Raw genomic sequence first — 26,977 nt, 5'->3', positions numbered from 1 at the left:
AGGCTTCCTGGAACGGACCTCCCGGACGCGCCTGAGCTGGCACTCTGGGAGGAGGCTGCCGTCCGCTGGCGGTCGCACTCCACCGGGAGGGGTCCCGTTGAGCTCTGTGTCCGAGAACCCGCCGCCCGCCTTCGATCCGGGCTGGTTGGCCCTGCGGGAGGGTGCCGACTCCCAGGCCCGTGCCACGGCGACGCTCCCACCGCTCCGGGCCTTCCTCCGTGGGCGCGGCGGCGGATCCCGCGAGCGCCCGGTCCGGATCGCCGACCTCGGATGCGGGTCCGGTTCCCAGGGTCGCTGGCTGGCGCCCCGGCTGGCCGGGGTCCAGCGCTGGACGCTCTACGACGTGGATCCCGGCCTGCTGTCGATGGCCGGGGCGTACCTGCCCGCCGCCTCGGAGGACGGCTCACCGGTGAGTGCTCGGATGTGTCTACGGGACGTGGGTACGATCACCGCGCGGGACCTGTCCGGGGTCGACCTGGTCACCGGGTCCGCTCTGCTCGACCTGCTCACGCGGACGGAGCTGGAGCGCATCGTCCGGGCGGTGGCCGGTGCGGGCTGCGCGGCCCTGTTCACGCTGTCGGTGGTGGGCCGGGTGGAGCTCTTCCCGGGTGACCGGGACGACCCGGCGCTGACGGAGGCGTTCAACGCCCACCAGCGCCGGGGCGGGCGTCGCGGGCCGGAGGCCGCCGAGGAGGCCGAGGGGGCGTTCGGTGCGCTGGGGTACCGGACCCTGTCCCACCCGAGTCCCTGGCGGCTGGGTCCGGAGCGCGTTCCGCTCGTCCGCTCCTGGCTGCGGGGATGGGCGGAGGCCGCCTTCGAGGAGGACCCGGGGGCGGCGGTCGGCGGGTACCTGGAACGACGGCTCGGCCAGTGTGAACGGGGGGAGTTGGGCGTGCTGGTACACCACACCGACCTGCTGGCGCTGCCCGGCGAGCCGCCGCCACCCGGTGAGGGCGTGCCGCTCCCATGAACGGCACCGAAGGACGGTGGACCAGGATCGCGCGCCCGCTGGTCGGGGTCGCGATCCTGGCCGGGGTGGTGTGGTGGTTCCCGTTGGGGGCCTTCACCGCCGCGTTCGGAGCGGTCGACCCGGCGACGGTGACGACGGCACTGGGGATCGGTCTGGTCACGACCCTGCTGTGCGCGGGCCGATGGGTCCTGGTGGCGCGCGGGGTGGGGCTGCGTCTGCCCTGGGTGCGCGCGGTGGCCGACTACTACCGGGCCCTGTTCCTGAACGCCGTGCTGCCCGCCGGAGTGCTGGGGGACGTGCACCGGGCGGTCAGCCACGGCCGCTACGCCGGTGACGTGGCCCGGGGTGTGCGCGCCGTGCTGCTGGAGCGCATGGCCGGGCAGGTGGTGCTCGCCGCGACCTGCGCGGTGCTGCTGTTCACCCTGCCCGCCGCGCTCCTGGGGCCGGGGCTGCTGGCGGTGGCCGCCTCCCTGGCCGTGTTCGCGCTGATGGCGCTGGTGGTGGCGCTCGGCTGGGTGCTCGGGCGCCGACGGGGTTCGGCCTGGTGGCGGGCCTTGTCCGCGACGGTCGCGGACACCCGGGCCGGTCTGTTCACGGTGACGACCGGCCCGGGCGTGGTGCTGCTGTCGGCGGCCGCGCTGGCCGGGCACCTCACGCTGTTCCTGGTCGCGGCGCGGGCGGTCGGGGTCGCCGTGCCCGCACCGGCCCTGCTCCCGCTGCTGGTGCTCGCCCTGGTGGCCATGAGTGTCCCGGCCAACCTCGGCGGTTGGGGTCCGCGTGAGGCGGTGACGGCCCTGGCCTTCGGGGCGGCCGGGCTGGGGGCTGACCTGGGGCTGACGGTGTCAGTGGCGTACGGGCTCCTGGCCCTGGTCGCCTCCCTTCCCGGCGGGCTGGTGCTGCTGTGGCGGCTGCTGCGGGTCGAGCACGTTGAGGTACCCGGTGAACACCTTCACCAGGTGCGCCAGAAGATCACGGCCCTCGGTGGCCGTGGCGCGTGAGGGCTGTCCCACCACCCCGGAGCGGGTGTAGCGGGACAGCCCGGTGGTGAGCATGTGGTCGCGCCGGTCCGCGAGGTGGTCGGCCTCCTGGTAGCCGGGGCGGACCAGGTCGGGGCGCACGTGGAGCAGGACCGAGGTCTCCAGCTCCCCCGCGTGCATGTCGCGGTCGTTGGTGGTGCTCATCCTCGCCGCCCCGCGTGCCGCCTCCCAGTCGTCCGGGCCGGGGAAGAGGGCCATGTCGCCGCGCGAGGCCTGCACGAGGTTGGCGAGCACGTGGTTGCCGCCGTGCCCGTTGACCAGGACCAGCTTGGGAGTGCCCGCCGCACGGAGGGACGCGGCGATGTCGGAGGCCATGGCGTACAGGGTGGGCGCGGTGACGCTGACGGTCCCCGGCCAGGCGTCGTGTTCGTGGGAGCAGCCGAAGCTGAGGGGAGGCAGGAGCCGCAGCCCGGGGTGGGCGTCGGCCAGGCTCCGCGCCAGGGCGCAGGCGATGACGGTGTCCGTGGTCAGCGGCAGGTGGGAGCCGTGCTGTTCGAGGCTGCCCACGGGCAGCAGCGCCACCCGGGCGCCGCGCGTGCGCTCGTCCTCGCTGGTGTCACCGGGTAGGGGGTCGGAGAAGTCCATGGGCCCATCCTCCCCTGCCGTGAGGACGGATCGCGGCTCCCCCTCGGCCTCCGGGCGCGCCGGGCCCCGGGAGGGGTGAGGGGGGCCGCCGGGGGCGGGGACGGCCCCGGCGGTCAGTGGCCCAGGCGTCCGCGCCAGGCGGTGAGTTCGTGGGAGGTGCGCACGGCGCGATCCGGGTGGACGGTGGCCACGGCCTGCACGAGGGCGTCGGAGACGATGATCCCGGTCAGGGCCTCCGCGGTCATGCCCGTGGGGGTGTGGGGGGCGGACAGGACGATGTCGACGCTGTCACGCAGTTCCTCGCTGAGTTCGTCGGTCACCAGGACGGAGTGGGCGCCCACCGCGCGGGCGCGTTCGAGCAGCACCTCCACCTCGGGCAGGACGCGCCCGGGGGCGAAGACCACGACGGCGTCCCCTCGGTCGATGCCGAGGAGGTCGTCGGCCAGCCGGAAGCCGTCGGTGTCGACGGTGCGCGCGCGGGCGCCGATGCGGTTGAGTTTGAGGGCCAGGTGTTCGGCGGCGATGTTGGAGGAGCCGACGCCGTAGGTGACGGTCCGCCCCGCCTCGGCCAGGACCTCCACGGCGCGGGTGAGCTCGTCCGGCGAGGTGGCCGTGCGGACGTGTTCGACGCGGTCGCGCGCCTCGTCCACGACCCGGCCCCAGAGCGAGGTGAAGTCGCGTCCCATGCGGTCGATGCGCTCGCGCAGACGGACGTCCGGCGCGACCTCGGAGGTGAAGGGCGCGGCGATCTCCTGTTTGAGGGCGGGGAGCCCGGAGTAGCCGAGGCGGCGCAGGGTGCGGATGACGCTGGCGTTGCTGGTGCCGCTGGCGGTACCGAGCTCCTGGGCGTTGGAGTAGAGGATCTGTTCCACCGGCGAGGCCGTGAGCAGGCGGCACACCGATCGTTCCGCCGGGGAGAGGCTTTCCCAGTGAGTGCGCACCAGGGTGTGGAGGCGTTCCAGTCCCGGATTCGAAGAACTATTCATTACAGCTCTTGACTGTGGCGTAGCACTCATTACACTCCTGAGGAAACAGTCGTTTCAACTATGCGCGTCTTCGTAATGGATGTTACATGACGTGTTCGGGGGACCACCATCATGACCACCAACGCACCGCGAACGCCCTCGGGCCTGCCGCTCATCGAGATCAGCGGCGGTCCGCGTGAACGCGGTGTCGCCTACGGAGAGGCCGCCCGGGACCAGATCGCCGCGGCCATGGGCTTCTACGAACGCGCCTTCACCCAGCAGACCGGTCTGAGCTGGGGCGGCGTCCTCGACCGCGCCCGAGGCTGGCTCGACACCTGCCGCGCCTTCGACGCCGACATGGTGACCGAGATGGAGGGCATCGCCGAGGGCGCGGGGGTCGACCTGCTCGACGTCCTCGCCCTCAACGTGCGCGGGGAGATCATCTACGACTCCTCCTTCCGCTCCATGCCCGCCGCCACCGAGTCCGACGACCGCGACGCCTCGGACGGCTGCACCTCGTTCGCCCTCGCCGAGGGCGCGACCGGCGACGGCCGCGTCTACGCCGGACAGAACTGGGACTGGCGGCACGGCACCGCCGGCACCGTCCTCATGCTCCGCGTGGTCCAGCCGCCCCGCCCCACGCTCATCATGCAGGTCGAGGCGGGCCAGATCGGGCGGCACGGCGCCAACTCCGCCGGTGTCGCGCTCAACGCCAACGGCCTCGGCGGGCGCTTCGGATCCGCCGTCGGCGTCCCGCAGACCCTCGTCCGCCGCCGGGTCCTGGACTCCTCCAGGCTCACCGACGCCCTGAACGCGCTGGTCAAGACGCGGGCGCACATCGCCAGCAACGCGCTGCTGACCCACCGCTCCGGTTTCGCGATCGACGTCGAGACCACCCCGGGACCGTGCCAGTGGATGTACCCCGACGACGAGGGCCTGCTCGTCCACGGCAACCACTACCAGGCCGGGATCCCGCCCCAGCTGGCCGAGTCCTACCGCCCGCTCGCCACCGACTCGCTCATCCGTGTTCCCCGTGCCCGGCGCGGACTCGCCGCCGTCCGCACCAGCGACACCCCCGAGAAGGTCCGTGCCGCCGTCCACGAGGCCATGTCCGACCACCTCGGCCACCCCGAGTCCCTGTGCACGCACCCCGACCCCGCCGCGCCCGAGGTGCGCCGCTGGTCCACGCTGCTCTCCAGCCTCGTCGACCTCACCAGCGGCGAGTACCGCGTCGCCGCCGGAAACCCCTGCGAGCACGACTACGAGCTCATGCCCTGGAACCTCTACGACGGCCCGGGCGCCCAGAGCTGACCCACCGTCCGCGTCCCCCTTTCCCTGGAGTAGACCGTTGTGAAGGACAGACCACCACGCCGCGCCGCAGCGGTGATCCCCGCCGCCGTCCTGGCCCTCGCCGTGACCGCGTGCACGGCCCCGCCCGCGGGACCGGAGCTCGAACTGACCGCCACCACCGCCCCGGCCTCGGGTGAGCTGGACTCGGTGACCTGGATGCTGCCGTCCGAGCCCACCTCACTCGACCTGGACGCCAACGGCGGCACCGCGCAGAACACCGTCCTCGCCAACGTCTGCGAGCGGCTCATGCGGGTCGCTCCCGACCTCGGCATCGGGCCCGGACTGGCCGAGTACGCCGAGTGGGAGGACGACTCCACCGTCGTCTTCCGCCTCGCCCCGGGGGCCGCCTTCCGCGACGGCGCCCCGATCACCGCCGACGACGTCGTGTGGAGTATGGAACGGCACGCGGCCGAGGGCGCCGAGGAGTCCGACGAGTACGCGAACGTGGAGCGGATCGAGGCCACCGGAGACCGCGAGGTCACCGTCCACATGGAGCAGCGCGACGCCGTGTTCGTACCCGCCATGGCCGGGAACGGCGGCATCGTCTACGACCGCCGCGTCCTGGAGGCCGACGGCGACGCCTACGGGACCCCTCAGGGCTCGGACGCCTGCACGGGCCCCTACCGGCTGACCGAGTGGAGCTCCGGCAGCCGGGTCGTGCTGGAGCGCGACGACGCTTACTGGAACACCGACCGCGCCGCGCACGTGCGCCGGGTCGAGTTCCGCTGGGCCGTCGAGAACGCCGTGGTCAACACCCTGAACACCGGTGAGTCCGACGGCGCCTACCTCGACACCGCGTCGGCCGCCGTCCCGCTGCTGCGCGACGAGACCGTGCAGGTGTACCAGGGGCCCTCCACCAACGTGTGGTCCCTCATCACCACCGAACGCGGCGGGCTGTCCGACCCCCGGCTGCGGCGGGCCCTGTCCCTGGCGCTGGAGCGGGACGGCATCTCCCGGTCGGCCTTCGGTGGACTGGCCGAACCGTGGTCCGCTCCCCTGGGCCCGGGCGGCTGGGGATACGAACGCGAACGCTTCGAGGAGGCGTACGCGGCGCTCGACGCCGCCCCCGCCGACCCCGGCGAACCGGAGCTGGAGCTGGCTCGCGCCCTGGTCGAGGAGGCCGGAGCCCCCGAGGAACCGCTCGTCATCGCCAACGACGGGGAACCCGCCCGCACCATCATCGCCAACGCCGTCGTGGACGCGGCCGCGAAGATCGGGCTGGAGGCGCGGATCGCCACCGTGCCCCGGCAGCAGTTCGGCAGCTACTACGTGGACCCCGAACTGCGTTCCCAGGTCGACCTCTTCTCCGACGAGTACTGGATCTCGAAGAACGACCCCGTGGGCTTCTACAAGAACGGCGCCTCCGACGCCGGGGTGAACTACTCCGGCTTCGCCGACGAGGAGTACGACGACCTCGTCAGGGAGGCCCAGGCCGCGACCGACGACGCCGAACGGGCCGAGCTCGCCGTGGAGCTCCAGGACCGCTGGACCGAGGCCATGCCGTGGATCCCCGTCGTCCAGGTCCCCACGACCCTCGCCATGGGACCCGGAGTCACGGGGGCGCCCGCCTCCTCCGCGTTCCTCTTCTACCCGTGGGCCGCCGACCTCGGCGCCCGAGAGGACGAAGGACGATGACCACGCACGTGCTGCGCCGCCTCGGCGGCATGCTGCTCACCCTGGCCGTCAGCTCGGCGCTGATCTTCGGGGCCATGTACGCCGCACCGGGTGACCCGGTGTCGTTCCTGGTGGGCGACCCCGAGAACGTCACCCCCGAGCGCATCGCCGCGGTCCGCGCCGAGTACCACCTGGACCAGCCGCTGCTGGTGCAGTACTGGCTGTGGCTCGGTGGTGCCGTCACCGGCGACCTCGGGACGTCGTTCCAGTACAACGCGGCGGTGAGCGACCTCATCCTCACCCGCCTGCCCACCACCGTGTCCCTGGTGGCCTACGCGGCGGTGCTCTTCACCGTCCTGGGCATCGCCCTGGGCGCCCTGTCCGCCGTGCGTCGCGGACGCCGGACCGACGCCGCCGTCACGGCGGGCACCACGCTGGCCGCCTCGGTGCCGTCGTTCGTCCTGGCCATCGCGCTGATCTCCCTGTTCGGGGTCCGGCTGGGCTGGTTCCCGGTGACCGGCCTGGGCGAGGGCTTCCTCAGCCGGGTCCACCACCTCACACTGCCCGCGATCGCCCTGGCCACCGGAGCCCTGGCCATCATCTCCCGGGTCACCCGGCAGACGATGGTGGAGCAGTTCGACCTGGAGCACGTCGCGGCGTCGCGGGCGTCGGGGATCGCGGAACGGCACGTGGTCCGCCGCCACGTGCTGCGCAACTCCCTGGGCCCCGTCGTGACGATGTGCGGCCTCGTCACCGCCAGCATGCTCAGCGGGACCGTGGTGATCGAGTCGGCGTTCGGCCTCAGCGGGATCGGCGCGCTGCTGGTGGACGCGATCAACAACCTCGACTTCCCGGTCGTACAGGCCGTCCTGCTGTGCATGGTGGTCGCCTACATGGGGGTCACGACCCTGATCGACCTCGTCCACCCGCTCCTGGACCCGCGGGTCCGTATCGAAAGGAACAGGGTATGACCGCCCAGACGCCCACCACGGCCGTCACCGTGAGCACCTCGCGCGCGGGCGCGCGGGGGTCCGGAGGAGTGGTCCTCTGGGTCAGCGCGGGGTTCCTCGTCACGGTGGTCCTGGCCGCCCTGTTCGCTCCACTGGTCGCCCCCGCCGACCCGAACGCCATCGACTTCGGCAACATCTGGGCTCCGCCCGGCGCCGACCACTGGCTGGGCACCGACCAGATGGGACGCGACCTGCTGTCCCGGGTCGTCCACGGCGCGCGCGAGAGCCTGCTGGGCCCGCTGGCCCTGCTCCTGCTCGCCTCCGTGCTGGGCGTGGCGATGGGAACCCTGGCCGCCTGGCGACGCGGCTGGGTGGACGTCCTCCTGGCCCGCGTCACCGACGTCATGTACGCCTTCCCCGGGCTGCTGTTCGTGGTCCTCGTCATCGCGGTGTTCGGCAGCGGCATGACCACGGCCGTCGTGGCCCTGGGGCTGGCGTTCACACCGATCATCGCCAAGTTCACCCGCAGCGTCGCGCTGGCGGAGTGTGCCAAGCCCTACATCGACGCCTACCGGGTGCAGGGGGTGAGCGGCCTGGTCATCTGCCTGCGCTACCTCGTCCCCAACATGGCGCCCGCCCTGCTCGGGTACCTGGTGGTGCTCTTCGGGGAGGGCCTGATGAGCCTGGCCACGCTCAGCTTCCTCGGGTTCGGCGCGCAGCCGCCCAGCTCCGAGTGGGGCCTGATGGTCCAGGAGGGGCAGTCCGCGCTGATCCAGGGCGTGCTGTGGCCCGCGCTGGTCCCCGGTGCGGCCATCGCCCTGGTCGTGGTCGCGTTCAACATCGTCGGGGTGCGCGTCGCCGACCGGCTGAACTCACGGAGGTAGGCCCATGCTGCTCGACATCGACAACCTCACCGTCACCCTGCCGGGCGCCGAGACGCGCCGCCCCGTCCTGGACGAGGTCAGTCTCACCGTGAAACCCGGCGAGGTCGTCGGCCTGGTCGGTGAGTCCGGTTCGGGGAAGTCCACCACGGCCCGCGCGGTCCTGCGGCTCCTCCCCGAGGGCTCCGCCGTCAGCGGCCGGGCCAGCGTCGGCGGGACCGACGTGCTCAGCGCCGCTCCGGCGGAGCTCACCGAACTCCGCTCCCGCCGGGTGTCCATGGTCTTCCAGGACCCGCGCTCGGTGCTCAACCCGGTCCGGCGCGTGGGCGACTTCCTCACCGAACGCCTGGTCCTGGCCCTGGGCACGCCCAGGGCCGAGGCCCGCACCAGGGCCCTGGACCTCATGGCGGAGGTGGGCCTGAACCGGCCCGAGGAGCGCTTCCACCAGTTCCCGCACGAGATGTCCGGGGGCATGCTGCAACGGGTCGTGCTCGCCGCGGCGCTGGCCACCGAGCCCGAGCTCCTGCTCGCGGACGAGGCGACCTCCGCCCTGGACGCCACCACGCAGGCGGAGGTGCTGTCGGTCCTGCGCGACCTGCGCGAACGCCGGGGCATGGGCGTCCTGTTCATCACGCACGACCTGCACCTGGCCGCCGCCTACTGCCACCGGGTCCACGTCATGTACGCGGGCCGCGTGGTCGAGTCGCGCGAGGCGTCGGCGCTCTTCGCGGACCCGCGCCACCCCTACACGCGCGGCCTGATCGCGTGCAACCCGGGGCTGGACTCCGACCTGGCCCCCGAGCCCATCCCCGGAGCCCCGCCCTCGCTGTCCACCGCCTTCACCGGCTGCCCCTTCGCGCCCCGGTGCGCCGACGCGACGGAGGCGTGTACGACCTGGCGTCCGGAGACGTTCCCGCTCGACGACGGCGGGGTCGCCTGTGTACGGGCGGAGACGGCGGACCACGGAGCGGGCGCGTCCCGTCCAGAGGAGGAGAACCGATGACCCCGAACGAACCGGCGCTGTCCGTGAGCGGACTGCGCAGGGCCTTCTCCATGGGCCGGGGCGTGCCGGAGCTGGTGGCCGTGGACGACGTCTCCTTCGAGCTCGCGCCCGGCGGTTCCCTGGGCGTGGTCGGTGAGTCCGGGTCCGGCAAGAGCACCGTGGCCCGGATGCTGGTGGGTCTGGAGCGGGCCGACGCCGGGGAGATCCGGGTGGCGGGCCGGGCCCGGGGCGTGCGTGAGCGCGGGCGCGCCGCGCGCCTGCGCCGGGCGCGCGAGGTGCAGCTGGTCTTCCAGAACCCGCTGGAGTCCCTCGACCGCCGCCTCACCGCCGCCCAGTGCCTGTGCCACGTCCTGCGCCTGCACGGCGCCGACCGGGCCACGGCGGACCGGCGCGCCCTGGAACTCCTCGAACAGGTGGGGCTCGGCGCGAGGGAGGCGGAGGCGAGGCCGCACCGGCTCAGCGGGGGACAGCGGCAGCGCCTGGCCATCGCCCGCGCGCTGGCGGCGGATCCGTCCGTGCTCGTGCTCGACGAGGCGGTCTCCGCGCTGGACGTGTCGGTGCAGGCCCAGATCCTGCGGTTGCTCTCCCGTATCCGCGAGGAGTCGGGGGTGTCCCTGGTGTTCGTCTCGCACGACCTGGCCGTGGTCGGGCAGGTCACCGACGAGGTCCTGGTCATGTACCGGGGCCGGGCCGTCGAGCACGGCCCCACCCGGCGCGTGCTGCGTGAGCCCGAGCACCCCTACACGCGCATGCTGGCCTCCAGCGTGCCGGGGCCGGGCTGGGACCCGGCCGAGGTGGTCCGGCTGCGCGCGGAGTTCGCTGCCGCGTCGGGATCGTGACCGGCCGTCCCTGAGACGAGGGGGAGCCCGGACCGCGCACACGAGCGGGTCCGGGCTCCCCCTCGTCGTGGGCGCCGGTTCAGCCGATGTCCGCCAGGGCCTCCTCGGCGGCGCGGCGGCCCTGGCGCAGCGCCCCGTCCACGTGCTGGTAGCCCTCGGCCGCCAGGTCCGAGCAGGCCCAGCCGACGGGCCCCACCGGGTCGCGCTGGTCGGCCCCGTAGCGGTGCAGTCCGCCGAGGTCGTAGCTGGCCGCGTAGGCGCCCCGGGTCCACTCCTCGGAGGCGAAGTCCGACTCGAAGTAGACCAGCGGCTCCAGCGCCTCGTCCCCCAGGTAGTGGGAGAGGGAGCGCAGGATCGCGTCCCGGCGCTCCTCGGCGGGGCGGCGCAGGAGGTCGTCCGCGAGCTCGTCGGAGACGAAGGCGACCAGGGTGCCGCGCTCGTCCCCGTGGTTGGTGTTGTCGTAGACCTCCTGGCAGAGCTCCTTGGCCCCGAAGCCGGTGCCGGAGAGTCCCCGGCCCCGCCAGAAGGGGCGCTCGTAGACCGCGTGGACCTTGATGACCAGGCCCATCGACGTGTGCTGGTGCATCTGCTGCTGGAGCCAGGGCAGGGCGGGCTCGAAGGAGATCCGCGAGTAGAGGGTGGGCGGCACGGCCACGACCACACGGCGGGCGCGCACGGTCACGCGTTCGGAGACGACCGTGGCCCCCTCTTCACTCCAGCGGACGGTCCGTACCGGGCTCTCCAGGTGGACGGTGCCCTCCTCCAGGGCGGCGGCCATGGTCTGCGAGACCGACTGCATGCCCCCGACCACCCGGCGGTCCAGGATGAAGTCCTCGTCCACGAGGTGGGAGAAGGACCCGGCGGAGGCCGCCATGAGGACGGCCTGGAGCGCGGAGAAGGCGTGGGCGGGCTTGGTGAGCATGCCTCCGGCCATGAAGATGCCGATGTTCTCGCGGGCGGCCTCGTCGTCGGTCTGCCGCCGCAGCCACTCGGTGAACGTGACGGTGTCCAGTTCGCGGGCGAGCGGGTGGTCCCAGGGGCGTTCGACGCCGATCTCCTCGACCAGGCCGTCCAGGGTCGCGATGACCCGTGCCATCTCCGCCTCGGTCCGCTCCCCCGCCGGGAACATGTCGCCGGTGTACTCGTGCCGGGTGCCGTCGGGCGCGAGGTAGACGTTGGCGCCCTCACGGTGGCGCGGGTAGGTGCTCATCCCGAGCTCGTCCAGCAGGCCGAGCAGCTCGGTCTGGTCGGGCGAGACCCACTGGCCCCCGACCTCCAGGAAGGCCCCGTCGACCACCCGGGACCAGGTGCGGCCGCCGACGCGGTCGCGCGCCTCCAGGACGGCGACGGTGCGCCCGGCGGCCTGGAGGGTGCGTGCGGCCATCAGCCCGGCCGGGCCGGCGCCCACCACGACGACGTCGCGATAGAGGACCTCGTCGCTGCCGATGACGTGTGTGCCTCGCATGGGTGCGCTCCTTCGAACCATTAAATGAATACCATTCATTAACGGGCACGGATCCCCCGGTGTCAAGCGGGACACTCTCACGAGCAGCGCCGATACGGACGCGGGCGCGCCGCTCCTAGACTGGTGGTGACCGCGACCACGCCTCGATCAGGAAGCAGGCGCCAGTGAGCCAGGGAACGCGCAGTGGGCGGGGCCGGGGCAGACCCTCCTCGCCGGTGCTCTCACGTGAACGCGTCACCCTGGCCGCGATCCGGATCGTCACCGAACAGGGCTACCGGCACCTCACCATGGCCGCCCTGGCCCGGGAGCTCGGGGTGGCGGCCTCCGCGCTGTACAACCACGTCGCCTCCAAGCGCGACGTGCTGATCCTGTTGCAGGAGCGCGTGAACGAGCGGATCGACGACTCCGGGTTCGGCACCGAGCCGTGGGACCGGGCTCTGCGGCGATGGGCGCACTCCTACCGGCGGTGCTTCATGGAGCACACGGCGCTCATCCCGGTCATGGCGGTGCTGCCCGTCGCCGACTCCCCCAGGACGCTGCGCATGTACGAGCGCGTCACCCGTGCCCTGGAGGAGGCCGGGATCGTCGGCGCGGACGCGGTGGACATCATCGTGGGCGTCGAGGCGCTGGTCTTCGGCGCCGCCTACGACGCCTCCGCCCCCGAGGGGATCTTCGACCCGGGCGGCCTGGAGGACCTGGCCCCCACCTTCACCCGGTTCGCGGCCCAGAGGTCGGCGGACCCCCGCGAGGCCGCCGACCGGGCCTTCGAGCTCGCACTCGACGCCCTGGTCAGCGGCCTGCGCCAGAGGTACACGGACTGAGACCCGGTTCCGGTCAGCCCTCCAGTGCGTGCATCACGTGCTTGACGCGGGTGTACTCCTCGACCGAGTACAGGGACAGGTCCTTGCCGTAGCCCGAGGACTTGAAGCCGCCGTGCGGCATCTCCGCCGTGAGCAGCACGTGGGTGTTCACCCAGACGCAGCCGAAGTCCAGGTCCCGGGTGAGACGCATCGCGGCGCCGTGGTCCGAGGTCCAGACGCTGGAGGCCAGGGCGTAGTCGACGTCGTTGGCGAGTTCCACCGCCTCCGCCTCCGAGGCGAAGGTCTGGACGGTGAGGATCGGGCCGAAGGTCTCCTCCTGGACCAGTTCGTCGTCCTGACGGACGCCGGTGACCACGGTCGGCTCCACGAAGTAGCCGTCGCCCTCGACCGCCCGACCGCCGGTGACCACCGTGGCGTGTGCGGGCAGGCGCCCGAGCTTGTCGGTGACCGACGCGAAGTGCCGGGCGTTGTTGAGCGGCCCGTAGTCGTTCTGGGACTCGTCGGCGTTCCCGGTGCGGGTGCCGCGCGCCGCCTCGGCCAACAGCTCCACGAAGCGGTCGTGGGCGCTCTCCTCGACCAGGACCCGGGTGACGGCGGTGCAGTCCTGGCCGGCGTTGAACGTGCCGAACTCGACCAGGGCCCTGGCGGTCGCGGGCAGGTCGGCGTCGGCGAAGACCACCGCCGGGGCCTTGCCGCCCAGCTCCAGGTGGCCGCGCTTGAGCCCCTTGGCGGCCGAGGCCGCGACCTGTCGGCCCGCACGGACCGAACCGGTGATGGAGACCATGGCGGGTTCGGGGTGCTCCACCAGGAGCTGGCCGGTCCCCGCGTCGCCCAGGACCACGTTGAACACGCCCTCCGGGAGGATCTCCCCCATCAGCCGGGCCAGGACCAGGGTGGACTCGGGGGTGGTGTCCGAGGGCTTGAGCACGACGCAGTTGCCCGCCGCCAGGGCGGGGCCGATCTTCCACACCGCCATGAGCAGCGGGTAGTTCCACGGGGTGACCTGGGCGACGACCCCGATCGGCTCGCGGCGGACGTAGGAGGTGTGGCCCTCCATGTACTCGGCCGCGGCGCGGCCCTCCAGGGTGCGGGCGGCACCGGCGAAGAAGCGCAGGTGGTCCACGCCCATGGCGATCTCCTCCTGGGAGATCATCCACCGGGGCTGGCCGGTGTTGCGGTGCTGGGCCTCCACGATCTCGTCCGCGTTGGCCTCCACCGCGTCCGCGATCCTGAGCAGCAGCCGCTGCCGCTCCCCGGGGGTGACGCGCCTCCAGGAGGCGAAGGCGGCCCGCGCGGCGTCGAAGGCGGCGTCGACGTCGACCTGGTCGGAGACGGGCGAGACCGCGACGGTGGTCGCGTCGGTGGGGTTGACGACGTCGATCCGGCCCTGGCCGTGGGCGTCGACGAAGGCTCCGTTGACGAAGTTCCGGAGGGCACTGCTCATGGGGTCTCCTGGGGCGCCGAGTTAATGATCATCGTTCATTTTAGAGGTGCGGAGAGTGAGCGGCAACACAAACCTCGGATTCTCGAAGTGAAGACGACCGGCGCCTGTACGACGTAGATTCACAGCGGGCGAGGGCGGGTGTCGGAGGCCGCCCTTCCGGAAAACGTCGGAACCGGTCCGTAGAGTGCGCGTATGGAGACCTCCGACATCAGGGGGCTGTTCGCCGCCGAACACGCCGCCCTCGTGGCCGACCTGCGGGAACTCACCCCCGAACAGTGGGACCGGGCCTCACTGAGCTCCGAGTGGAACGTGCACGACGTGGTCGCGCACCTGGGCGCGGGCATGACCATCGGCCGGTTCGGCTGGATCGTCTCCATCCTGCGCTCGGGCCTGCGCCCCGCGGTCCACAACCAGCGGCAGATCGCCCGTTTCGCACGGCCCGAACCGACCGCGACACTGGCCAGGTTCGCCGCTCTGGGAACCGAGGACGGCGAACCCGTGCGACTGCCCACCGGCGACCCCTCCCCCTGGCTGGGTGAACTGGTCGTGCACGGCCAGGACGTGCGCCGCCCGCTCGGCGTCGAACGGGAACCGGCACCCGAGGCGGTGGCCGAGGTCGCCCGGTTCCTCGCCTCCCGCGACTTCGCGGTCAACAGCAGGTCCCAGGTCAAGGGGCTGCACCTGCGGGCCACCGACGCGGACTTCACCACGAACGACCCCGGCCTCCCCACCGTGGAGGGACCCCTGCTCGCGCTGGTCATGCTCATGGCCGGCCGCCCCGCCTACCTGGACCGGGTGAGCGGATCCGGCCTGCCGGAACTGCGCCGCAGACTGGAGGGCTGACCGCAGGGTGCTCTTCGGTCGTGTTCAGCCGTCGTGCTCGGCCCAGTAGGCGGGCAGCTCCGAGCCCAGTTCCCCGGCGGCCTGCATGGGCAGCGAGTGGGTGGTGCGCGGCCAGACGGTGACCGGCCCCTTGCCCAGCTCCCGGGCCCGGTCCCCGGCCTCTCCGCCACCGGCCAGGGAGCCGTCGCTGGCCAGGTCGATCCGGATCGGCATCGTCATGGACCGCCACTCCTCGTCGGAGAGGGTGCGCGGCACGAGGGTGACCGAGTCGTAGTGCCGCGACCCCTCGTCGACCATCACCGACATCGGGGTGCGCTCGCGCACCTCCTCGACGGTGACACCGCCGATCTCCGCCATGCCCCGGTCCTTCCACGACTGCGGTACCGGAAGCAGCAGCAGCGAGGACCACAGGTAGGTGGAGGCGGGCAGCCCGCGTAGGACCATCACCGGTTCGAGCAGGGTCAGGGAGGCCACCCGGCCCGGGTGTTCGAGCGCGTGGACGGCGGCGATGGCACCCCCGAAGGAGTGCCCCACCATGTGGACGCGCTCCAGATCCAGCCCGGTGAGCACCTGCTCCACCCAGGCGGCCTGGTCGTCGAAGGAGGAGAAGGGCGTCGACTGCGTGGACATCCCGGCGTCACCGATCGCGTCCATCGCGTAGAGGGTGCGCTGGCCGACCCAGTGGGTGATGTTGTCACCCCACATCGGCGCGCCGGAGCGGATACCGGGCAACAGCACCACCGGCGGAGCGTCCTCCGCCTCCTCGGCGGCGGCCCACTCGTACACGCGCACGGACCCGTACTCGGTAGGGACGTCGTGGGTGCGGGTCGGCTCGGGCAGGGTCGCCATCACGTCCTCGTAGGCCTGGCGGTAGGAGGCGTACCCCTCCGCGCCGCGCCAGTGCCCCACGGTGGGTTCGGGCGCGACGATCGCGGCCGCCTTGTCGATGACCAGCCAGGCCACCGCCAGCACGGCCAGGACCTGGAGCGCTCGGCGCGTTCGGGGACGGTGTTTCTTCTGGTCGGACATGACCCCTCCCGGGAAAATACGATCGTATTGACCGTTCTCCGAGTGTACACCCATCTCAATACGATCGTATTGACGACGGGTAGGATGGGGCCATGAGCAACCCGGAGCCCGACCAGAGACGGACCGAGATCTTCCACGCGGTGTGGCGGGTGATCGCCGAGGACGGCATGGGGGCGGTGTCCATGCGCAACGTCGCCACGGCCGCCGGGGTCTCGGTCGGGCGCATCCAGTACTGGTTCCGCAGCAAGGACGAACTCCTCCAGGCCAGCCTGGAGGCGATGCTGTCGGGCGCCGAACGGCTCCACGACGACGCCACCCGTGGAGCAGACGACCGCGCGGTCCTCTGGGAACTGGTCGCGCACCCCATCCCCCGGGCGGAGACGGCCCGCGTCGGAGTGTCCGTCTTCCACCAGTACGTGGCCGCCGGGTTCCACCACCCGGCCCTCGCCCGCCTGCTGGCCGAGGCCAAGGACGGCGAGGAGGCGGAGGCCGCGCGGCTCCTCACCCGCATCGCGCCCGGCCTCACCGATCCCCGCTCGGCCGCACGGGGACTCATGGCCACCGCCGACGGCCTGTCCATGCGCGTCCTGATCGGCGGCCTGTCCGCGACGGAGGCCGAACGGACCCTGCGCGGGCAACTCGACCGGCTCCTGACGTGACCCCTAGGCTGCCGGGACCCGAGGACCATCCACAGAGGGGAACGGAGCACATGGGCTGGCAGGCGCCGAACCTGGACGGACGCACGATCGCGGTGACGGGCGCGAGCTCGGGGATCGGGCTGTGGATCACCCTGTTCCTGGCCCGGGCCGGAGCCGACGTCGTACTGCTGTGCCGCGACACCCGACGCGGCGAGCGGATCGCCGCGGCCCTGCGCGAGGAGGTCGAGGGGGCCCACACCCGGGTGGTGCGGATCGACACCTCGGACCTGGCCAACGCCAGGGCGGCCGGAGCCGAACTCACCCGGCTCCCCCGACTGGACGCCCTGGTCAACAACGCCGGACTCGTGGGCGGTCCGGCCCGGCGCGAACTCAGCGCGGACGGGCACGAACTCACCCTGGCCACCAACGCGCTCGGCCACCTCGTACTGACCCACGAGGTACTGGAGTCGTTGGAGCGGACCTCCGGTCGCGTCGTCTGGATGGGGTCGATGAGCGCCAAACTGGTGCGCCCCTCCCCCGACGACCTCGAACTGGAACGCGGATACTCACCCTGGCGCGCCTACGCGCAGTCCAAGCTGGTCACCCACGCGCTCGGGTTCGAACTGCACCGGAGGCTGGTCGAACGGGGATCGAGGGCGCGGAGCCTGGTCGCGCACCCCGGCTACGCGCTGCCCGTGCTCTCACCGGGCGTCGGATCGCTCTTCACCCCGCCCCGGCCCACGACCCTGGACCGGCTCCAGTACCCGTGGGCCCAGGGAACCGACCGGGGCGCGCTGCCCGCCGTGTTCGCGGCCACCTCCCCCTCGGCCCTGGGCGGCCAGTTCTACGGGCCCCGTGGCGGTCTGCGCGGCGAACCGGCCCTGTCCGGCGGGGTCGCCGGGGTGGAGGGCGCGGGTTCGCACGGCACCGGCGGCCCGGGACGCAGGAGCGTCGACCCGTTGGTGGGGGCGGCCGTGTGGTCGTTCGCGACACGGGCCTGCGGGCTGACCTGAGCGACGTGGGGAAGGGCACACGACTGGGGCGGAAAGGTGGTTGCACAGCGCGCAAAAATGGGGCGAGACGGCACGTTCCGTCGCCTACCCTGGAAGCCACAGTGGCGTTCGAGGCGGAATATCCCTTCCGCCCCGGAATACTCCCGTGACCAGCGGGGTTGACCGTTCGACGGAACAGCCCGCACCCCCGCTCATCCCCCGGATCCAGGCCATCCCAAGCGCGCAAGGAAGTACGTGACCAGGCAACCCGACGTGACAAACTCCGACGAGGTCGCGGACCAGCGAGCGACCCGACTCGTCATCCCACTCCTCCTGGTCTCGGCGTTCGTCGTCATCCTCAACGAGACGATCATGGGCGTGGCCCTGCCCGCGCTCAACCGCGACCTCGGCATCTCGGTCTCCACCGGGCAGTGGCTGACCTCGGCCTTCATGCTCGTGATGGCCGTGATCATCCCCGTGACCGGGTTCCTGCTGCAGAGGTTCCACCTGCGGCAGGTGTTCATCGCGGCGATGACCCTGTTCAGTCTCGGCACCCTGATCTGCTTCCTCGCCCCGAACTTCACGGTCCTCCTGCTCGGCCGGATCGTGCAGGCCAGCGGAACCGCGATCATGATGCCGCTGCTCATGACGACCATCCTCAACACGGTCCCGTCCGACCGCCGGGGACGCGTGATGGGCAACATCTCCATCGTCATGGCGGTGGCGCCCGCCGTCGGTCCGACTCTGTCCGGGCTCATCCTGAGCATGCTGGACTGGCGCTGGCTGTTCGGGCTCGTGCTGCCGATCGCGCTGCTCGCGCTCGGCCTGGGAGCGGCCTTCATCCGCAACGTCACCGAGCCCCGCGCCGCCCGGATCGACGTGCTCTCGGTGATCGTCTCCGCCCTCGCCTTCGGTGGTCTGGTCTACGGCTTCTCCAGCCTGGGCAAGGCGGCCGACGCCGACGCGCCCGTTCCGCCGTGGGTGGCGCTCTGCGTGGGTGCCGTGGCGCTCGTGCTGTTCGTGTGGCGCCAGATCGGACTCCAGAGGGAGGACCGGGCCCTGCTCGACCTGCGGGTGTTCCAGTCCCGCCAGTTCTCGATCTCGATCGCGCTGGTCCTCGTCAGCTTCATGGCGCTGTTCGGCACGATCATCCTGCTGCCGCTCTACATGCAGAACGTGCTCGGCCACGACACGCTCGCGACCGGCCTCACCCTGCTGCCCGGCGGCCTGGTGATGGGTCTGCTGGCCCCGTTCGTGGGTCGGCTCTACGACCGCTTCGGCCCCCGCCCCCTGGTCACCCCGGGTGCGGGCGTGGTCGCCCTGGTGATGTGGAGCATGACCTTCTTCGGCACCGAGACCCCGCTCGGCTACGTCGTCGCCGCGCACATGGCGCTCAGTGTCGGACTCGGCCTCATGTTCACCCCGCTGCTCACCGGTGCGCTCGGCTCCCTGAGGCCCTCGCTGTACTCCTACGGCAGCGCCGTGGTCGGCACCGTGCAGCAGGTGGCGGGCGCCGCCGGCACCGCGACGTTCATCGCCGTGATGTCGGCCGTCGCCGCCAGCCAGCTGAGCGACGGTGCGGACGCCGTCACCGCCGAGGCGGGCGGGATCCACACGGCGTTCATGCTGGGCGCGGTCATCGCCACCCTGGCGTTCTTCGCGACCTTCCTGGTGCGCCGGTCGGAGGCCGGTCAGGAACCCGAGAGCCTGCCCGTCCACTGATCCCGTGAGGGGGGCGGCGGCTCGCCGCCCCCTACAGTGGGTTCCGTGAACGAGTCGCTCGTACGATCCCTCCTCGAAGAGCAGCACCCGGATCTCGCCAGCCGGGAGCTGCGCCCCGTCGAGGGCGGTTGGGGCAACCAGATGTGGCGCCTGGGCGAGGACCTCGCGGTCCGGATGCCCCGCCAGCCGGACGCGCCCGACCTCCTGCGCAAGGAGCACCGGTGGGTGCCCGCCCTGGCCCCGCGCCTCCCCCTGCCCGTTCCGGTCCCGGTGCGTCTCGGCGCCCCCTCCGAACGCTTCCCGCACACCTGGACGATCACCACCTGGGTCACCGGGGAGCCCGCCGACCTGGCTCCCGTCACCCGAGGGACCCGGGTGTTGGCCGACTTCCTCACCGAGCTCCATCGGACCGCTCCCGACGACGCCCCGGTCAACCCCTGGCGCGGCGCGCACCCGCGCGAGGCCGTCGAGGACTTCGAGGGGTATGCCCGCGAGATCGCGGACCCCGCGCACGTGGACGCGATCCTGGAGGCCTGGCGGGCGGTGGCGGACGCACCCGCCTGGGACCGGCCCCCGGTGTGGGTGCACGCGGACCTGCACCCGGCCAACGCCGTCACCCGGGACGGGACCCTCGCGGGGGTCCTGGACTTCGGTGAGATCTGCGCTGGAGACCCAGCCACCGACCTCGCCGCCGCGTGGGTCCTGCTCCCCGACGGCTCGGCCGACACGTTCTTCACCGCGTACTCAGCCGACGAGGCCACCCTTCTGCGCGCCCGGGGCTGGGCCCTCATCCGAAGCCTCGTCCTCATCCAGATCGGCCGCTCCGGCGACCAGGGCCTCCCCGGCGGCAAACCCTCCTGGCGGCCCGCCGGCGAGAAGGCTCTGACCCGAGTACTCGCGTCATTTTCCTAACCCACCCACCATCCCGCGGGAAGCAGCGCAGGGCGTCTGCGAGCTCCGGGAACCGCTGGGGTCCATCCCCGCGTGCGCGGGGAGCAGGGCCCACAGCCGCATTCCGCCTTGGGCTTGGTGGGTCCATCCCCGCGTGCGCGGGGAGCAGCTTTGCTGAGCGGCAGCTGATGGTCGACCTCGGGGTCCATCCCCGCGTGCGCGGGGAGGCAGGGGGGGCTGGTGCTGCTGGCGCCGCGCCGGGCCCATCCCCGCGTGCGCGGGGAGCAGCGACCACGCATCCGGGATGCTCACCGCCGAAGAGGGTCCATCCCCGCGTGCGCGGGGAGCAGACCGTCGCGGCCCAGTACTCAGGGTCAGCGGCGGGTCCATCCCCGCGTGCGCGGGGAGCAGCCGCAACCGGGCCAACTCCGACCCAAAACTCTGGGTCCATCCCCGCGTGCGCGGGAAGCAGCTGCGCAGCATCAGCGCGGCGGGGGCCGCGATGGGTCCATCCCCGCGTGCGCGGGGAGCAGCGTTCCACGTCACCGCCGTTGCCGACTGGGCCGGGTCCATCCCCGCGTGCGCGGGGAGCAGTCCGCCCTCGTCAACCCCTTGACGCGCCACTGGGGTCCATCCCCGCGTGCGCGGGGAGCAGAGCGGAGGACGGGGCCCGCGCGCTCGTGGCGGAGGGTCCATCCCCGCGTGCGCGGGGAGCAGGCTTTTTCACCTGGGAACTTACCAGTGGCAACGGCCGATTTTTGCAACTTGTCGAGAAACAGACAAATCCGGCACCACTCATCACTGTTGCTGTCTCATGGGTGAGCTTATGTCGAGAGCGACGGGATCCTCCACGCCTGCGCTGACCGGGATTCGTGTCGCGGCTGGTCACGCGTGCCAGCACAACAGCGGCAGCGAAGGAGGGTGGGGCCCCAGGCCTGTGGTGATCGGGTTGCGTGTCGCGGCCGGTCACGCGTGCCAGCACAACAGCGGCAGCGAAGGAGGGTGGGGCCCCAGGCCTGTGGTGATCGGGTTGCGTGTCGCGGCTGGTCACGCGTGCCAGCGGAACGACGGCGGCGAGGGCGGGTGGGGTGCTGGAGTAGGCGGTCTGTACGGGGTGGGTGGGGGTGGAGGCCGACCACGTTCCAGCGGCGGCAGTGACAGGGCCCGTGAGGGCTTCTGCGGTGGTGGGGTGGGGGTGGTTCATGGTCGGCCTCCTTCGTGTGGGTGTGTGGTTGGTGGGGGCTCAAGCGCGGGAGTGTGGGCATGCGGGGGTAGGGCCTTGGCCCTTCATTCGCGGGCAGGTGGGGGTGGTTCCGGTTTCGGGGGTGGGTCCGGGGGTCGGTGGGCGGGGCGGCCCTTCCAGGAGGCGCGGTGGGGGTTGTTCTCGCGACGCCATTTGAGCCGGTTGTGGGTGGAGCACAGCGGCTGGATGTTCCCAGCGCTGGTGTGGCCGCCCTTGGAGTAGCTGGTGATGTGGTCGGCCTCGGTGGCGCTGATCGGGACGTCGCAACCCTGGGGCCAGGCGCAGGTGGTGCGCCCGTGGTGGGCGACGGTGCGGATCTGCTCGGGGGCGTTGCGCATCCCCCGCCCCACGTCCAGGGGCTTGCCGGTGGCGGGGGCGGTGATCACGCGGCGGAGGACACTGCCCGGGGACAGGGAGCGGACGGCCTCCATGCCCAGCACCATCCCGTCCTGAGTCGAAGCACCACCCGTGTTACCGCTGTCACCGGGCTGAACAGGGGCGGGGTTGGTGCGTTGGCCGGTGTAGACGTCCAGGGGGACGGTCACGTTGATCATCGCCAACGGTCCCGGAGGTTTGGTGCACCCCTGGTGTCCCAGTGCGGTCTTGACCATGTGCATGAACGCGTCGTAGGAGCGTTCGGCCTTGGACTGCTCCGGCTGCCCAGGGTTGCGGGGAGCGGTGAACGCCCCCACCGCTTTCTCCAGCAGTTCGGCGTCCACCTCGGGGCCCCAGGCCTGGAGGTAGAAGGAGCCCTCGAAACTACGCACCACGTCCAGACGGCGGGCGTCGAAGGCCTTCTTGTACTCATCCTCGACCAGGGCGGGGTGGAGTTGGGTGGAGATGCGCCGCCCCAGTTGGGCGAGCTGGGCGGCGGACAGTGCGGGGTTGCTGGCTTTGGCGGCCATGAGTCCGGAATCCATCAACGCCCGGAACTCGTCCGCATCGGGGAACTCGGTTTTGTTCCGGGCCGTGGTGGCCGCTTCCACTGCTTTCACTGCGGCAGCGGCTTCGCCCAGGGAAAGCACACCCGCGTCCAGGGCCTTGCGGGTTTCGGGGAGCTTTTCGTTGAAGAGGGCTTCGGCCAGGCAGGCCAGGGAGCGGGCTTCTGCCGGGTGCGTTCCGAGGGCCTGGGTGATCCATCCGGCCAGGGTGCGCTGTCCACCCACTTCGAGGAGGTTGCCGGTGGCCTGGATCTGGGCCAGGCGGAGCAGGATACGCAGTTTGGCCTGGTCCATGTCCTGCCACAGGTGACAGATGTCGTCCAGCACCCCCGCTACCGCACCGGCCGGAGGGGGGTCGGCCAGGGCGTGGGTGACCTGTTCCCTCGCGTGGCGCATCGCGGTAATGGCGGGAGAGTGTCCCGCCATTACCATGCCACACGCAGAGGAGAAGGTCATGCTTCCATTGTATGCGCGAATAAGAAGAAAGGGAATGGAGGGCAAGAGGAAATGCGACCTGGAATACCAGGTTTCTTCCCTTCAATAAGGGGTTGTGGATAACCCTCGAAAGCCGACCGGGTGTGTTATGCAATACGTCTCATACAATGACCGGCCGCGACACGGGCCCCGATGGGCGCGGGCCTGGGGTGCTGTTTTCCTCGCTGCCGCTTTTCGTTCGTGGCATCGACCAGCCGCGACACGAAAGACGGTCGGCGCAGAGCCAGGCGGGTGCGGCCCAGTTGACCACCCCGCCTCCACCCCAGGGGCGAAAACCCGGCCTCTCCTCTCCTGATTACCGCGAAGAGCACCAGCCAACACCTCACTCCGAGAGCCGGAGCAGCCCGGCTCGGGTGCGGCGGAACCCGCAGGCCCCGTAGAAGCCCTCAAGGCGGGGTTCGTGGTCGACGTGCAGCCACTCGACGCCCAGCTCCCGAAGATCGTCGACGAGTGCGGTGACGACACGTGTGCCGATGCCGTGGCGCTGGTGGCCGGGGGCGACGGCGGTGTCGAGAAGGAAGGCGTGCGCTCCCCCGTCCCACACCGCGTGGACGAAACCCACGAGCCGCCCCTCGTCGAAGGCCCCGACCCAGGAGCGGCTGTGGCGTTCCAGCCGTTCGGACCAGGGGACCAGGGCGGGCGCGTGCCCGAAGGCCTCGGCGTGCAGCCGGGAGAGCTCCTCGTCGTCCACGGGGAAGCGCACCTCGATACGCACGTGTTCGCTACTCGTCGTCCTCGTGGTGGTCGAGGTTGGAGGTACCGCGACGCCAGTAGCCGTCGACCTCGCAGGTCTCGTTGCGCACGAAGCCGCGCTCCTTCAGGAGCCTGCGGATGGGCTTGAGGGTCCCCGCCTCGCCCGCCGCGTAGACGAAGCCGTCCCCCTCGGGGAGTTCCAGGGCCTCGAAGGCCCGGAACAGCAGGTCGGTGCTGCCGGGCTCGGCGTCGCCCCGGTGGAGCCAGGTGATCTCGGCGTCCTCGGGGGTACGGATCTCCTGTTCCTCGTCGGCGTCGACGACCTCGAAGAAGGCACGGACCCTGGCGTCCCCGGGCAGCTCCTCGATGTAGCGGGCGGCAGCGGGCAGCGCGGTCTCGTCGACGAGGAGCACGTGGTAGTCGAACTCGCCCGTGATGTGGGCGCTTCCCCGGGGGCCGAGCACACCGAGCCGGTCGCCCTTCTCCGCCCTGGTCGCCCAGCGCCCGGCGGGTCCGTGGTCGTGGGCGACGAAGTCGATGCTCAGACGCCGTGCGTCGTGGTCGAGGTGGCGCACGGTGTAGTCGCGGAAGACGACTCCCTCCGCGCGGAAGTTCAGGCAGCGGTCGTCCTCGACGACCGGGAGCACATGGTCGCCGTCCTCGTTGGGGAACCAGAGCTTCACGTGGTCCGCGAAGCCGTCGCTGCGCAGCCCCTCGAAGTCGGGACCCTCCAGGTGGACGCGGATCATTCGGGGCGTCACCCGCTCGACCTCCGCCACCTCCAGCACACGGCTCTTGAGCGGGTACATCTCGATGCGGCGTTCGTGGCTCACTGCGTCTCCTGCTGCGGTTCGGGGCTGCTGCTCGGACTCCGGTGGCGCGGGTCCGAGGTCAGGTGGGGGCGAGCGCCGCGTCTCCATGGAGCACGGGCATGGATAAGGCTAGCCTTGCCTAAGCAAGATCGGAAATCCGGGGCGGCCCCAGCGGTCCCGTCCGTCCGTCACTCTGCCCCGCGCCCCCGCCCGGCAGGGTTCGCGGCAAGTCTCGGGGCGTCCGGGACGGGGTGTCAACGGGTGGGGGCGGAACCGGGTCCCGTCAGGGGTGACCTAGCCTGGTGGCGGCCCGGGAGTCCCCCGGGACCCTCCCCGCACAGCGACGAGCCCGAGGAACCCCGTTGAGCATCACGACCCTGACCGCCCGAACCTTCCGCGTGGTGGCCGTCTTCGAGGCCTTCACCTGGGCCGGACTCCTCGTCGGCATGTACGTCAAGTACCTCGGCAACGGCAGCGAGCTGGGTGTGCAGATCTTCGGCCCGGTGCACGGCGGCGCGTTCATGGTCTACGTGGCGGTGGCCCTGTTCGCCGCCTACCGCCTGCGCTGGGGCGTGTGGCCGACCCTGGTGGCGCTGGCCGCGTCCATCCCTCCCCTGGGCACGCTTCCCGCCGACTGGTGGCTGCACCGGACCGGTCGTCTGACCGATCCGGCCGAGCGCGGCGACGGGGTGCGGGACACCGGCGCCGAGGAGCCCGCGAAGGTCGCCTGACCGGCGGCCCGGGCCCCACGCGACACACCAGCGACCAGGCTCACCCCTTACCCCGGGGTTCTCTTTCTGAACAGAGGGGTAAGGGGTTTACATTTTGTCCGAAATCGGACAGAGAAATCTGGGAAGTGCCCCCTTGGCGCACGGCGAGCCGTCCATGTTCAGTTGTGAACTGGCAAGTAACCGGCTCCCACGCAGAAGGGTTTCCCCCATGCCACAGCGACACGGACCCGACCGGCGCGCGGTCCTACGAGGCGCGGCCGTCGCCTCCGGCGCGGCGTTGGCCGGAGGCGCGTTCGGCGTCTCCACCGCGTACGCCGACACCTCCTCGGCCGCCGCCGAACCGGCGATGTACTTCCGCGCCGACTGGGGCGCCCGCCCCCCGTCGAGCCCCGTCCAGGTCCTGGCCACCCCGCCCAGCTTCGTGGTCGTGCACCACACCGCGACCCCCAACAGCGCCGACCACTCCGAGGCGCACGCGCTGGCCCTGTCCCGGTCCATCCAGAACTTCCACATGGACAGCAACGGGTGGTCCGACGCGGGCCAGCAGTTCACCATCAGCCGCGGCGGCCACATCATGGAGGGCCGCGACCGCGCCGTCCCGGCCGTACGCGAGGGCCAGCACTGTGTGGGCGCGCACGTCGCCAACAACAACAGCACGTGCGTGGGTATCGAGAACGAGGGCACCTACATGGACGAGGGCCCCACCCAGGCCCTGACCGACTCCCTGGTGGCCACGCTGGCCTGGCTGTGCGGCGCCTACGGTCTCAACCCGCAGGAGGCGATCCTCGGGCACCGGGACTTCAACGCGACCGCCTGCCCCGGTGACGTGCTGTACGCGATGCTGCCCGACCTGCGGAACGCGGTCACCGGCGTCATGTCGTCCCAGGGCCTGGAGATCGGCACTCGCACGGTGCCCGCCCAGGACCGCCCCACCTACCCGCCGGTGCCCGGGGACGAGCCCCTGCGCGAGTTCGACCACGGCCCCGGCCGAGGAGCGGACGACTTCACCCGCTGACCCACCAGTGAGGACGTCTCCCCGTTCGGCGTCACTCAGGAGCAGTCAGCCAGGGGCGGCTCCCGGCCTCCGCCGGGTGCCGCCCCTCCCTCGTGCGCCGGTCACGGCACCCCGGACCGTCCGACCCCCCGGATAGGATCACGGGCGGCTTCGACCGAGGCCCGGGATCACGACGGAGGGACCACCATGGGCGACCAGACGACGCCGGAGACGTACGCGTCGAGCGCGGGCACGGTGCGCTGGGGCGCCGTCGGCTCGGGCGATCCGGTGGTCCTGCTGCACGGGACGCCGTTCTCGTCGTACGTGTGGCGGGACGTGGCCGCCGCGCTGGCACCCCGCCACCGGGTGTACTTCTGGGACATGCCCGGGTACGGGACGTCCGAGATGCGGACCGGCCAGAGCGTGTCCCTGGCCACCCAGGGGCGGGTGTTCACCGAACTCCTCGCGCACTGGGGCCTGGAGTCCCCGAGCGTGGTGGCGCACGACTTCGGCGGCGCGGTGGCGCTGCGGGCGCACCTGCTGCACGGCGCCTCCTACGCGCGGTTGGCCCTGGTCTCGCCGGTGGCGACGGCTCCGTGGGGTTCGCCGTTCTTCCGGCTGGTGGGCGAGCACACCGAGGTGTTCGAGCAGCTGCCACCGGCGCTGCACCGGGCCCTGGTGGCGGAGTACGTGGGTTCCGCCAGTGCGACGGGACTGCTGCCCCGGGTCCTGGACCGGCTGGTGGAGCCGTGGACCGGCGAGGAGGGGCAGGCGGCGTTCTACCGCCAGATCCAACAGGCCGACCAGGTGTACACCGACGAGGTCCAGGGCCTGTATCCGAGTATCGACCTCCCGGTCCTGCTGGCCTGGGGCGAGCGGGACACCTGGATTCCCCCGGAGCGGAACCGCGCCCTGGCCGCGCTGGTCCCCGGCCTGGCCACCTGCCCGATCGAGGGCGCGGGGCACCTCGTCCAGCTGGACGCCCCCGCTCAGCTGACCGCCGCCCTGGTGCCCTTCCTCCAGGGGTGA

General features: G+C 71.9%; 24 protein-coding genes, 1 pseudogene and 1 CRISPR repeat array. Of the genes and pseudogenes, 17 read left to right on the top strand and 8 right to left on the bottom strand.

Annotated features, from left to right (window positions below; genetic code table 11):
- Positions 1-106: 106 nt before the first annotated feature.
- Positions 107-970, top strand: coding sequence for a class I SAM-dependent methyltransferase (locus AC0VYM_RS15205; protein WP_475463047.1), 864 nt, complete (start codon positions 107-109; stop codon positions 968-970).
- Positions 967-1,794 (top strand): annotated as a pseudogene (locus AC0VYM_RS15200) (lysylphosphatidylglycerol synthase domain-containing protein); the annotation flags it as partial. The gene AC0VYM_RS15205 and the pseudogene AC0VYM_RS15200, both read left to right, overlap by 4 nt.
- Before the next feature lie 18 nt (positions 1,795-1,812).
- Here the strand turns inward: AC0VYM_RS15200 and AC0VYM_RS15195 are convergent.
- Complete coding sequence (locus tag AC0VYM_RS15195) at positions 1,813-2,592, bottom strand: creatininase family protein (protein WP_475452577.1); 780 nt, start codon at positions 2,590-2,592, stop codon at positions 1,813-1,815.
- 113 nt (positions 2,593-2,705) lie between these two features.
- Positions 2,706-3,578, bottom strand: a complete 873-nt coding sequence (locus tag AC0VYM_RS15190; RefSeq protein ID WP_475452575.1) for a MurR/RpiR family transcriptional regulator — start codon at positions 3,576-3,578, stop codon at positions 2,706-2,708.
- A gap of 111 nt (positions 3,579-3,689) precedes the next feature.
- Between AC0VYM_RS15190 and AC0VYM_RS15185 the strand changes: the two genes are divergently transcribed.
- Genes AC0VYM_RS15185 through AC0VYM_RS15160 form a run of 6 tightly spaced genes read left to right on the top strand, consistent with a single transcriptional unit; the run spans position 3,690 to position 10,194 of the window.
- On the top strand, positions 3,690-4,868 hold the full coding sequence (locus AC0VYM_RS15185) for a C45 family autoproteolytic acyltransferase/hydolase (RefSeq protein WP_475452573.1): 1,179 nt from the start codon (positions 3,690-3,692) through the stop codon (positions 4,866-4,868).
- 39 nt (positions 4,869-4,907) lie between these two features.
- Positions 4,908-6,542, top strand: a complete 1,635-nt coding sequence (locus AC0VYM_RS15180; RefSeq protein ID WP_475452571.1) for an ABC transporter substrate-binding protein — start codon at positions 4,908-4,910, stop codon at positions 6,540-6,542.
- On the top strand, positions 6,539-7,492 hold the full coding sequence (locus tag AC0VYM_RS15175) for an ABC transporter permease (protein ID WP_475452569.1): 954 nt from the start codon (positions 6,539-6,541) through the stop codon (positions 7,490-7,492). Before AC0VYM_RS15180 ends, AC0VYM_RS15175 begins: the two co-directional genes overlap by 4 nt.
- Positions 7,489-8,355, top strand: a complete 867-nt coding sequence (locus AC0VYM_RS15170) for an ABC transporter permease (RefSeq protein ID WP_475452567.1) — start codon at positions 7,489-7,491, stop codon at positions 8,353-8,355. Before AC0VYM_RS15175 ends, AC0VYM_RS15170 begins: the two co-directional genes overlap by 4 nt.
- A gap of 4 nt (positions 8,356-8,359) precedes the next feature.
- Complete coding sequence (locus tag AC0VYM_RS15165; RefSeq protein WP_475452565.1) at positions 8,360-9,355, top strand: ABC transporter ATP-binding protein; 996 nt, start codon at positions 8,360-8,362, stop codon at positions 9,353-9,355.
- Entirely contained in the window at positions 9,352-10,194 is an 843-nt protein-coding gene (locus tag AC0VYM_RS15160; RefSeq protein WP_475452563.1) for an ABC transporter ATP-binding protein, read from the top strand. The genes AC0VYM_RS15165 and AC0VYM_RS15160 overlap by 4 nt, the downstream gene beginning before the upstream one ends.
- 79 nt (positions 10,195-10,273) lie before the next feature.
- On the opposite strand, the gene AC0VYM_RS15155 is transcribed toward AC0VYM_RS15160, so the two are convergent.
- Entirely contained in the window at positions 10,274-11,659 is a 1,386-nt protein-coding gene (locus tag AC0VYM_RS15155) for a flavin monoamine oxidase family protein (RefSeq protein ID WP_475452561.1), read from the bottom strand.
- A gap of 164 nt (positions 11,660-11,823) precedes the next feature.
- On the opposite strand from AC0VYM_RS15155, the gene AC0VYM_RS15150 reads away from it, so the two are divergent.
- A complete protein-coding gene (locus AC0VYM_RS15150) occupies positions 11,824-12,480 on the top strand; it encodes a TetR/AcrR family transcriptional regulator (RefSeq protein WP_475452559.1) in 657 nt (218 codons plus the stop codon).
- Positions 12,481-12,493: 13 nt separating this feature from the next.
- Here the strand turns inward: AC0VYM_RS15150 and AC0VYM_RS15145 are convergent, their stop codons facing one another.
- On the bottom strand, positions 12,494-13,924 hold the full coding sequence (locus AC0VYM_RS15145; protein WP_475452557.1) for a gamma-aminobutyraldehyde dehydrogenase: 1,431 nt from the start codon (positions 13,922-13,924) through the stop codon (positions 12,494-12,496).
- A 192-nt stretch (positions 13,925-14,116) separates the two neighbouring features.
- On the opposite strand from AC0VYM_RS15145, the gene AC0VYM_RS15140 reads away from it, so the two are divergent.
- Complete coding sequence (locus AC0VYM_RS15140; RefSeq protein ID WP_475452555.1) at positions 14,117-14,767, top strand: maleylpyruvate isomerase family mycothiol-dependent enzyme; 651 nt, start codon at positions 14,117-14,119, stop codon at positions 14,765-14,767.
- Between the two features lie 24 nt (positions 14,768-14,791).
- Here AC0VYM_RS15140 and AC0VYM_RS15135 read toward each other — a convergent pair whose 3' ends face one another.
- Entirely contained in the window at positions 14,792-15,796 is a 1,005-nt protein-coding gene (locus AC0VYM_RS15135; protein ID WP_475452553.1) for an alpha/beta hydrolase, read from the bottom strand.
- Positions 15,797-15,888: 92 nt separating this feature from the next.
- Between AC0VYM_RS15135 and AC0VYM_RS15130 the strand changes: the two genes are divergently transcribed.
- From AC0VYM_RS15130 to AC0VYM_RS15115, 4 genes are all read left to right on the top strand, one after another.
- Positions 15,889-16,455: a TetR/AcrR family transcriptional regulator gene (locus AC0VYM_RS15130; protein WP_475452551.1), complete on the top strand. Its 567-nt coding sequence runs from the start codon at positions 15,889-15,891 to the stop codon at positions 16,453-16,455.
- Positions 16,456-16,505: 50 nt separating this feature from the next.
- Complete coding sequence (locus AC0VYM_RS15125; protein WP_475452549.1) at positions 16,506-17,447, top strand: SDR family NAD(P)-dependent oxidoreductase; 942 nt, start codon at positions 16,506-16,508, stop codon at positions 17,445-17,447.
- 234 nt (positions 17,448-17,681) lie between these two features.
- Positions 17,682-19,148, top strand: coding sequence for an MDR family MFS transporter (locus tag AC0VYM_RS15120; protein ID WP_475452547.1), 1,467 nt, complete (start codon positions 17,682-17,684; stop codon positions 19,146-19,148).
- Positions 19,149-19,184: 36 nt separating this feature from the next.
- Complete coding sequence (locus AC0VYM_RS15115; protein WP_475452544.1) at positions 19,185-20,060, top strand: aminoglycoside phosphotransferase family protein; 876 nt, start codon at positions 19,185-19,187, stop codon at positions 20,058-20,060.
- Positions 20,061-20,118: 58 nt separating this feature from the next.
- A CRISPR array of direct repeats spans positions 20,119-20,756; the repeat unit is 29 nt; unit sequence GGGTCCATCCCCGCGTGCGCGGGGAGCAG.
- 570 nt (positions 20,757-21,326) lie between these two features.
- Here AC0VYM_RS15115 and AC0VYM_RS15110 read toward each other — a convergent pair.
- The 3 genes from AC0VYM_RS15110 to AC0VYM_RS15100 form a co-directional block, all read right to left on the bottom strand.
- Positions 21,327-22,619 carry an HNH endonuclease signature motif containing protein gene (locus tag AC0VYM_RS15110; protein ID WP_475452542.1) on the bottom strand — a complete coding sequence of 431 codons (1,293 nt, stop codon included), beginning with the start codon at positions 22,617-22,619 and terminating at the stop codon, positions 21,327-21,329.
- 421 nt (positions 22,620-23,040) lie between these two features.
- The gene (locus AC0VYM_RS15105) at positions 23,041-23,433 is read right to left on the bottom strand and encodes a GNAT family N-acetyltransferase (RefSeq protein WP_475452540.1); all 393 of its coding nucleotides are present in this window, start codon (positions 23,431-23,433) and stop codon (positions 23,041-23,043) included.
- Between the two features lie 7 nt (positions 23,434-23,440).
- Complete coding sequence (locus tag AC0VYM_RS15100; RefSeq protein ID WP_475452538.1) at positions 23,441-24,244, bottom strand: siderophore-interacting protein; 804 nt, start codon at positions 24,242-24,244, stop codon at positions 23,441-23,443.
- Between the two features lie 341 nt (positions 24,245-24,585).
- Here AC0VYM_RS15100 and AC0VYM_RS15095 point away from each other — a divergent pair, with 341 nt between their 5' ends.
- The 3 genes from AC0VYM_RS15095 to AC0VYM_RS15085 all read left to right on the top strand — a co-directional run bounded on the left by AC0VYM_RS15095 (position 24,586) and on the right by AC0VYM_RS15085 (position 26,977).
- Positions 24,586-24,954 carry a DUF3817 domain-containing protein gene (locus AC0VYM_RS15095; protein WP_475452536.1) on the top strand — a complete coding sequence of 123 codons (369 nt, stop codon included), beginning with the start codon at positions 24,586-24,588 and terminating at the stop codon, positions 24,952-24,954.
- Between the two features lie 208 nt (positions 24,955-25,162).
- The gene (locus AC0VYM_RS15090) at positions 25,163-25,969 is read left to right on the top strand and encodes a peptidoglycan recognition protein family protein (protein WP_475452534.1); all 807 of its coding nucleotides are present in this window, start codon (positions 25,163-25,165) and stop codon (positions 25,967-25,969) included.
- Between the two features lie 186 nt (positions 25,970-26,155).
- Positions 26,156-26,977 carry an alpha/beta fold hydrolase gene (locus AC0VYM_RS15085; RefSeq protein WP_475452532.1) on the top strand — a complete coding sequence of 274 codons (822 nt, stop codon included), beginning with the start codon at positions 26,156-26,158 and terminating at the stop codon, positions 26,975-26,977.

Source organism: Nocardiopsis sp. iso_237 (genome assembly GCF_056173345.1).
This window is presented reverse-complemented; position numbering and strand designations above follow the sequence as displayed.

What these genes read in the sequence shown, in the direction of transcription:
- AC0VYM_RS15185 (WP_475452573.1), top strand. Translation starts at nt 3,690, where the DNA reads ATGACCACCAACGCACCGCGAACGCCCTCGGGCCTGCCGCTCATCGAG.
- AC0VYM_RS15125 (WP_475452549.1), top strand. Translation starts at nt 16,506, where the DNA reads ATGGGCTGGCAGGCGCCGAACCTGGACGGACGCACGATCGCGGTGACG.
- AC0VYM_RS15135 (WP_475452553.1), bottom strand. Translation starts at nt 15,796, where the DNA reads ATGTCCGACCAGAAGAAACACCGTCCCCGAACGCGCCGAGCGCTCCAG.
- AC0VYM_RS15130 (WP_475452551.1), top strand. Translation starts at nt 15,889, where the DNA reads ATGAGCAACCCGGAGCCCGACCAGAGACGGACCGAGATCTTCCACGCG.
- AC0VYM_RS15085 (WP_475452532.1), top strand. Translation starts at nt 26,156, where the DNA reads ATGGGCGACCAGACGACGCCGGAGACGTACGCGTCGAGCGCGGGCACG.
- AC0VYM_RS15190 (WP_475452575.1), bottom strand. Translation starts at nt 3,578, where the DNA reads ATGAATAGTTCTTCGAATCCGGGACTGGAACGCCTCCACACCCTGGTG.
- AC0VYM_RS15155 (WP_475452561.1), bottom strand. Translation starts at nt 11,659, where the DNA reads ATGCGAGGCACACACGTCATCGGCAGCGACGAGGTCCTCTATCGCGAC.
- AC0VYM_RS15165 (WP_475452565.1), top strand. Translation starts at nt 8,360, where the DNA reads ATGCTGCTCGACATCGACAACCTCACCGTCACCCTGCCGGGCGCCGAG.
- AC0VYM_RS15110 (WP_475452542.1), bottom strand. Translation starts at nt 22,619, where the DNA reads ATGCGCCACGCGAGGGAACAGGTCACCCACGCCCTGGCCGACCCCCCT.
- AC0VYM_RS15170 (WP_475452567.1), top strand. Translation starts at nt 7,489, where the DNA reads ATGACCGCCCAGACGCCCACCACGGCCGTCACCGTGAGCACCTCGCGC.
- AC0VYM_RS15195 (WP_475452577.1), bottom strand. Translation starts at nt 2,592, where the DNA reads ATGGACTTCTCCGACCCCCTACCCGGTGACACCAGCGAGGACGAGCGC.
- AC0VYM_RS15090 (WP_475452534.1), top strand. Translation starts at nt 25,163, where the DNA reads ATGCCACAGCGACACGGACCCGACCGGCGCGCGGTCCTACGAGGCGCG.
- AC0VYM_RS15145 (WP_475452557.1), bottom strand. Translation starts at nt 13,924, where the DNA reads ATGAGCAGTGCCCTCCGGAACTTCGTCAACGGAGCCTTCGTCGACGCC.
- AC0VYM_RS15140 (WP_475452555.1), top strand. Translation starts at nt 14,117, where the DNA reads ATGGAGACCTCCGACATCAGGGGGCTGTTCGCCGCCGAACACGCCGCC.
- AC0VYM_RS15160 (WP_475452563.1), top strand. Translation starts at nt 9,352, where the DNA reads ATGACCCCGAACGAACCGGCGCTGTCCGTGAGCGGACTGCGCAGGGCC.
- AC0VYM_RS15175 (WP_475452569.1), top strand. Translation starts at nt 6,539, where the DNA reads ATGACCACGCACGTGCTGCGCCGCCTCGGCGGCATGCTGCTCACCCTG.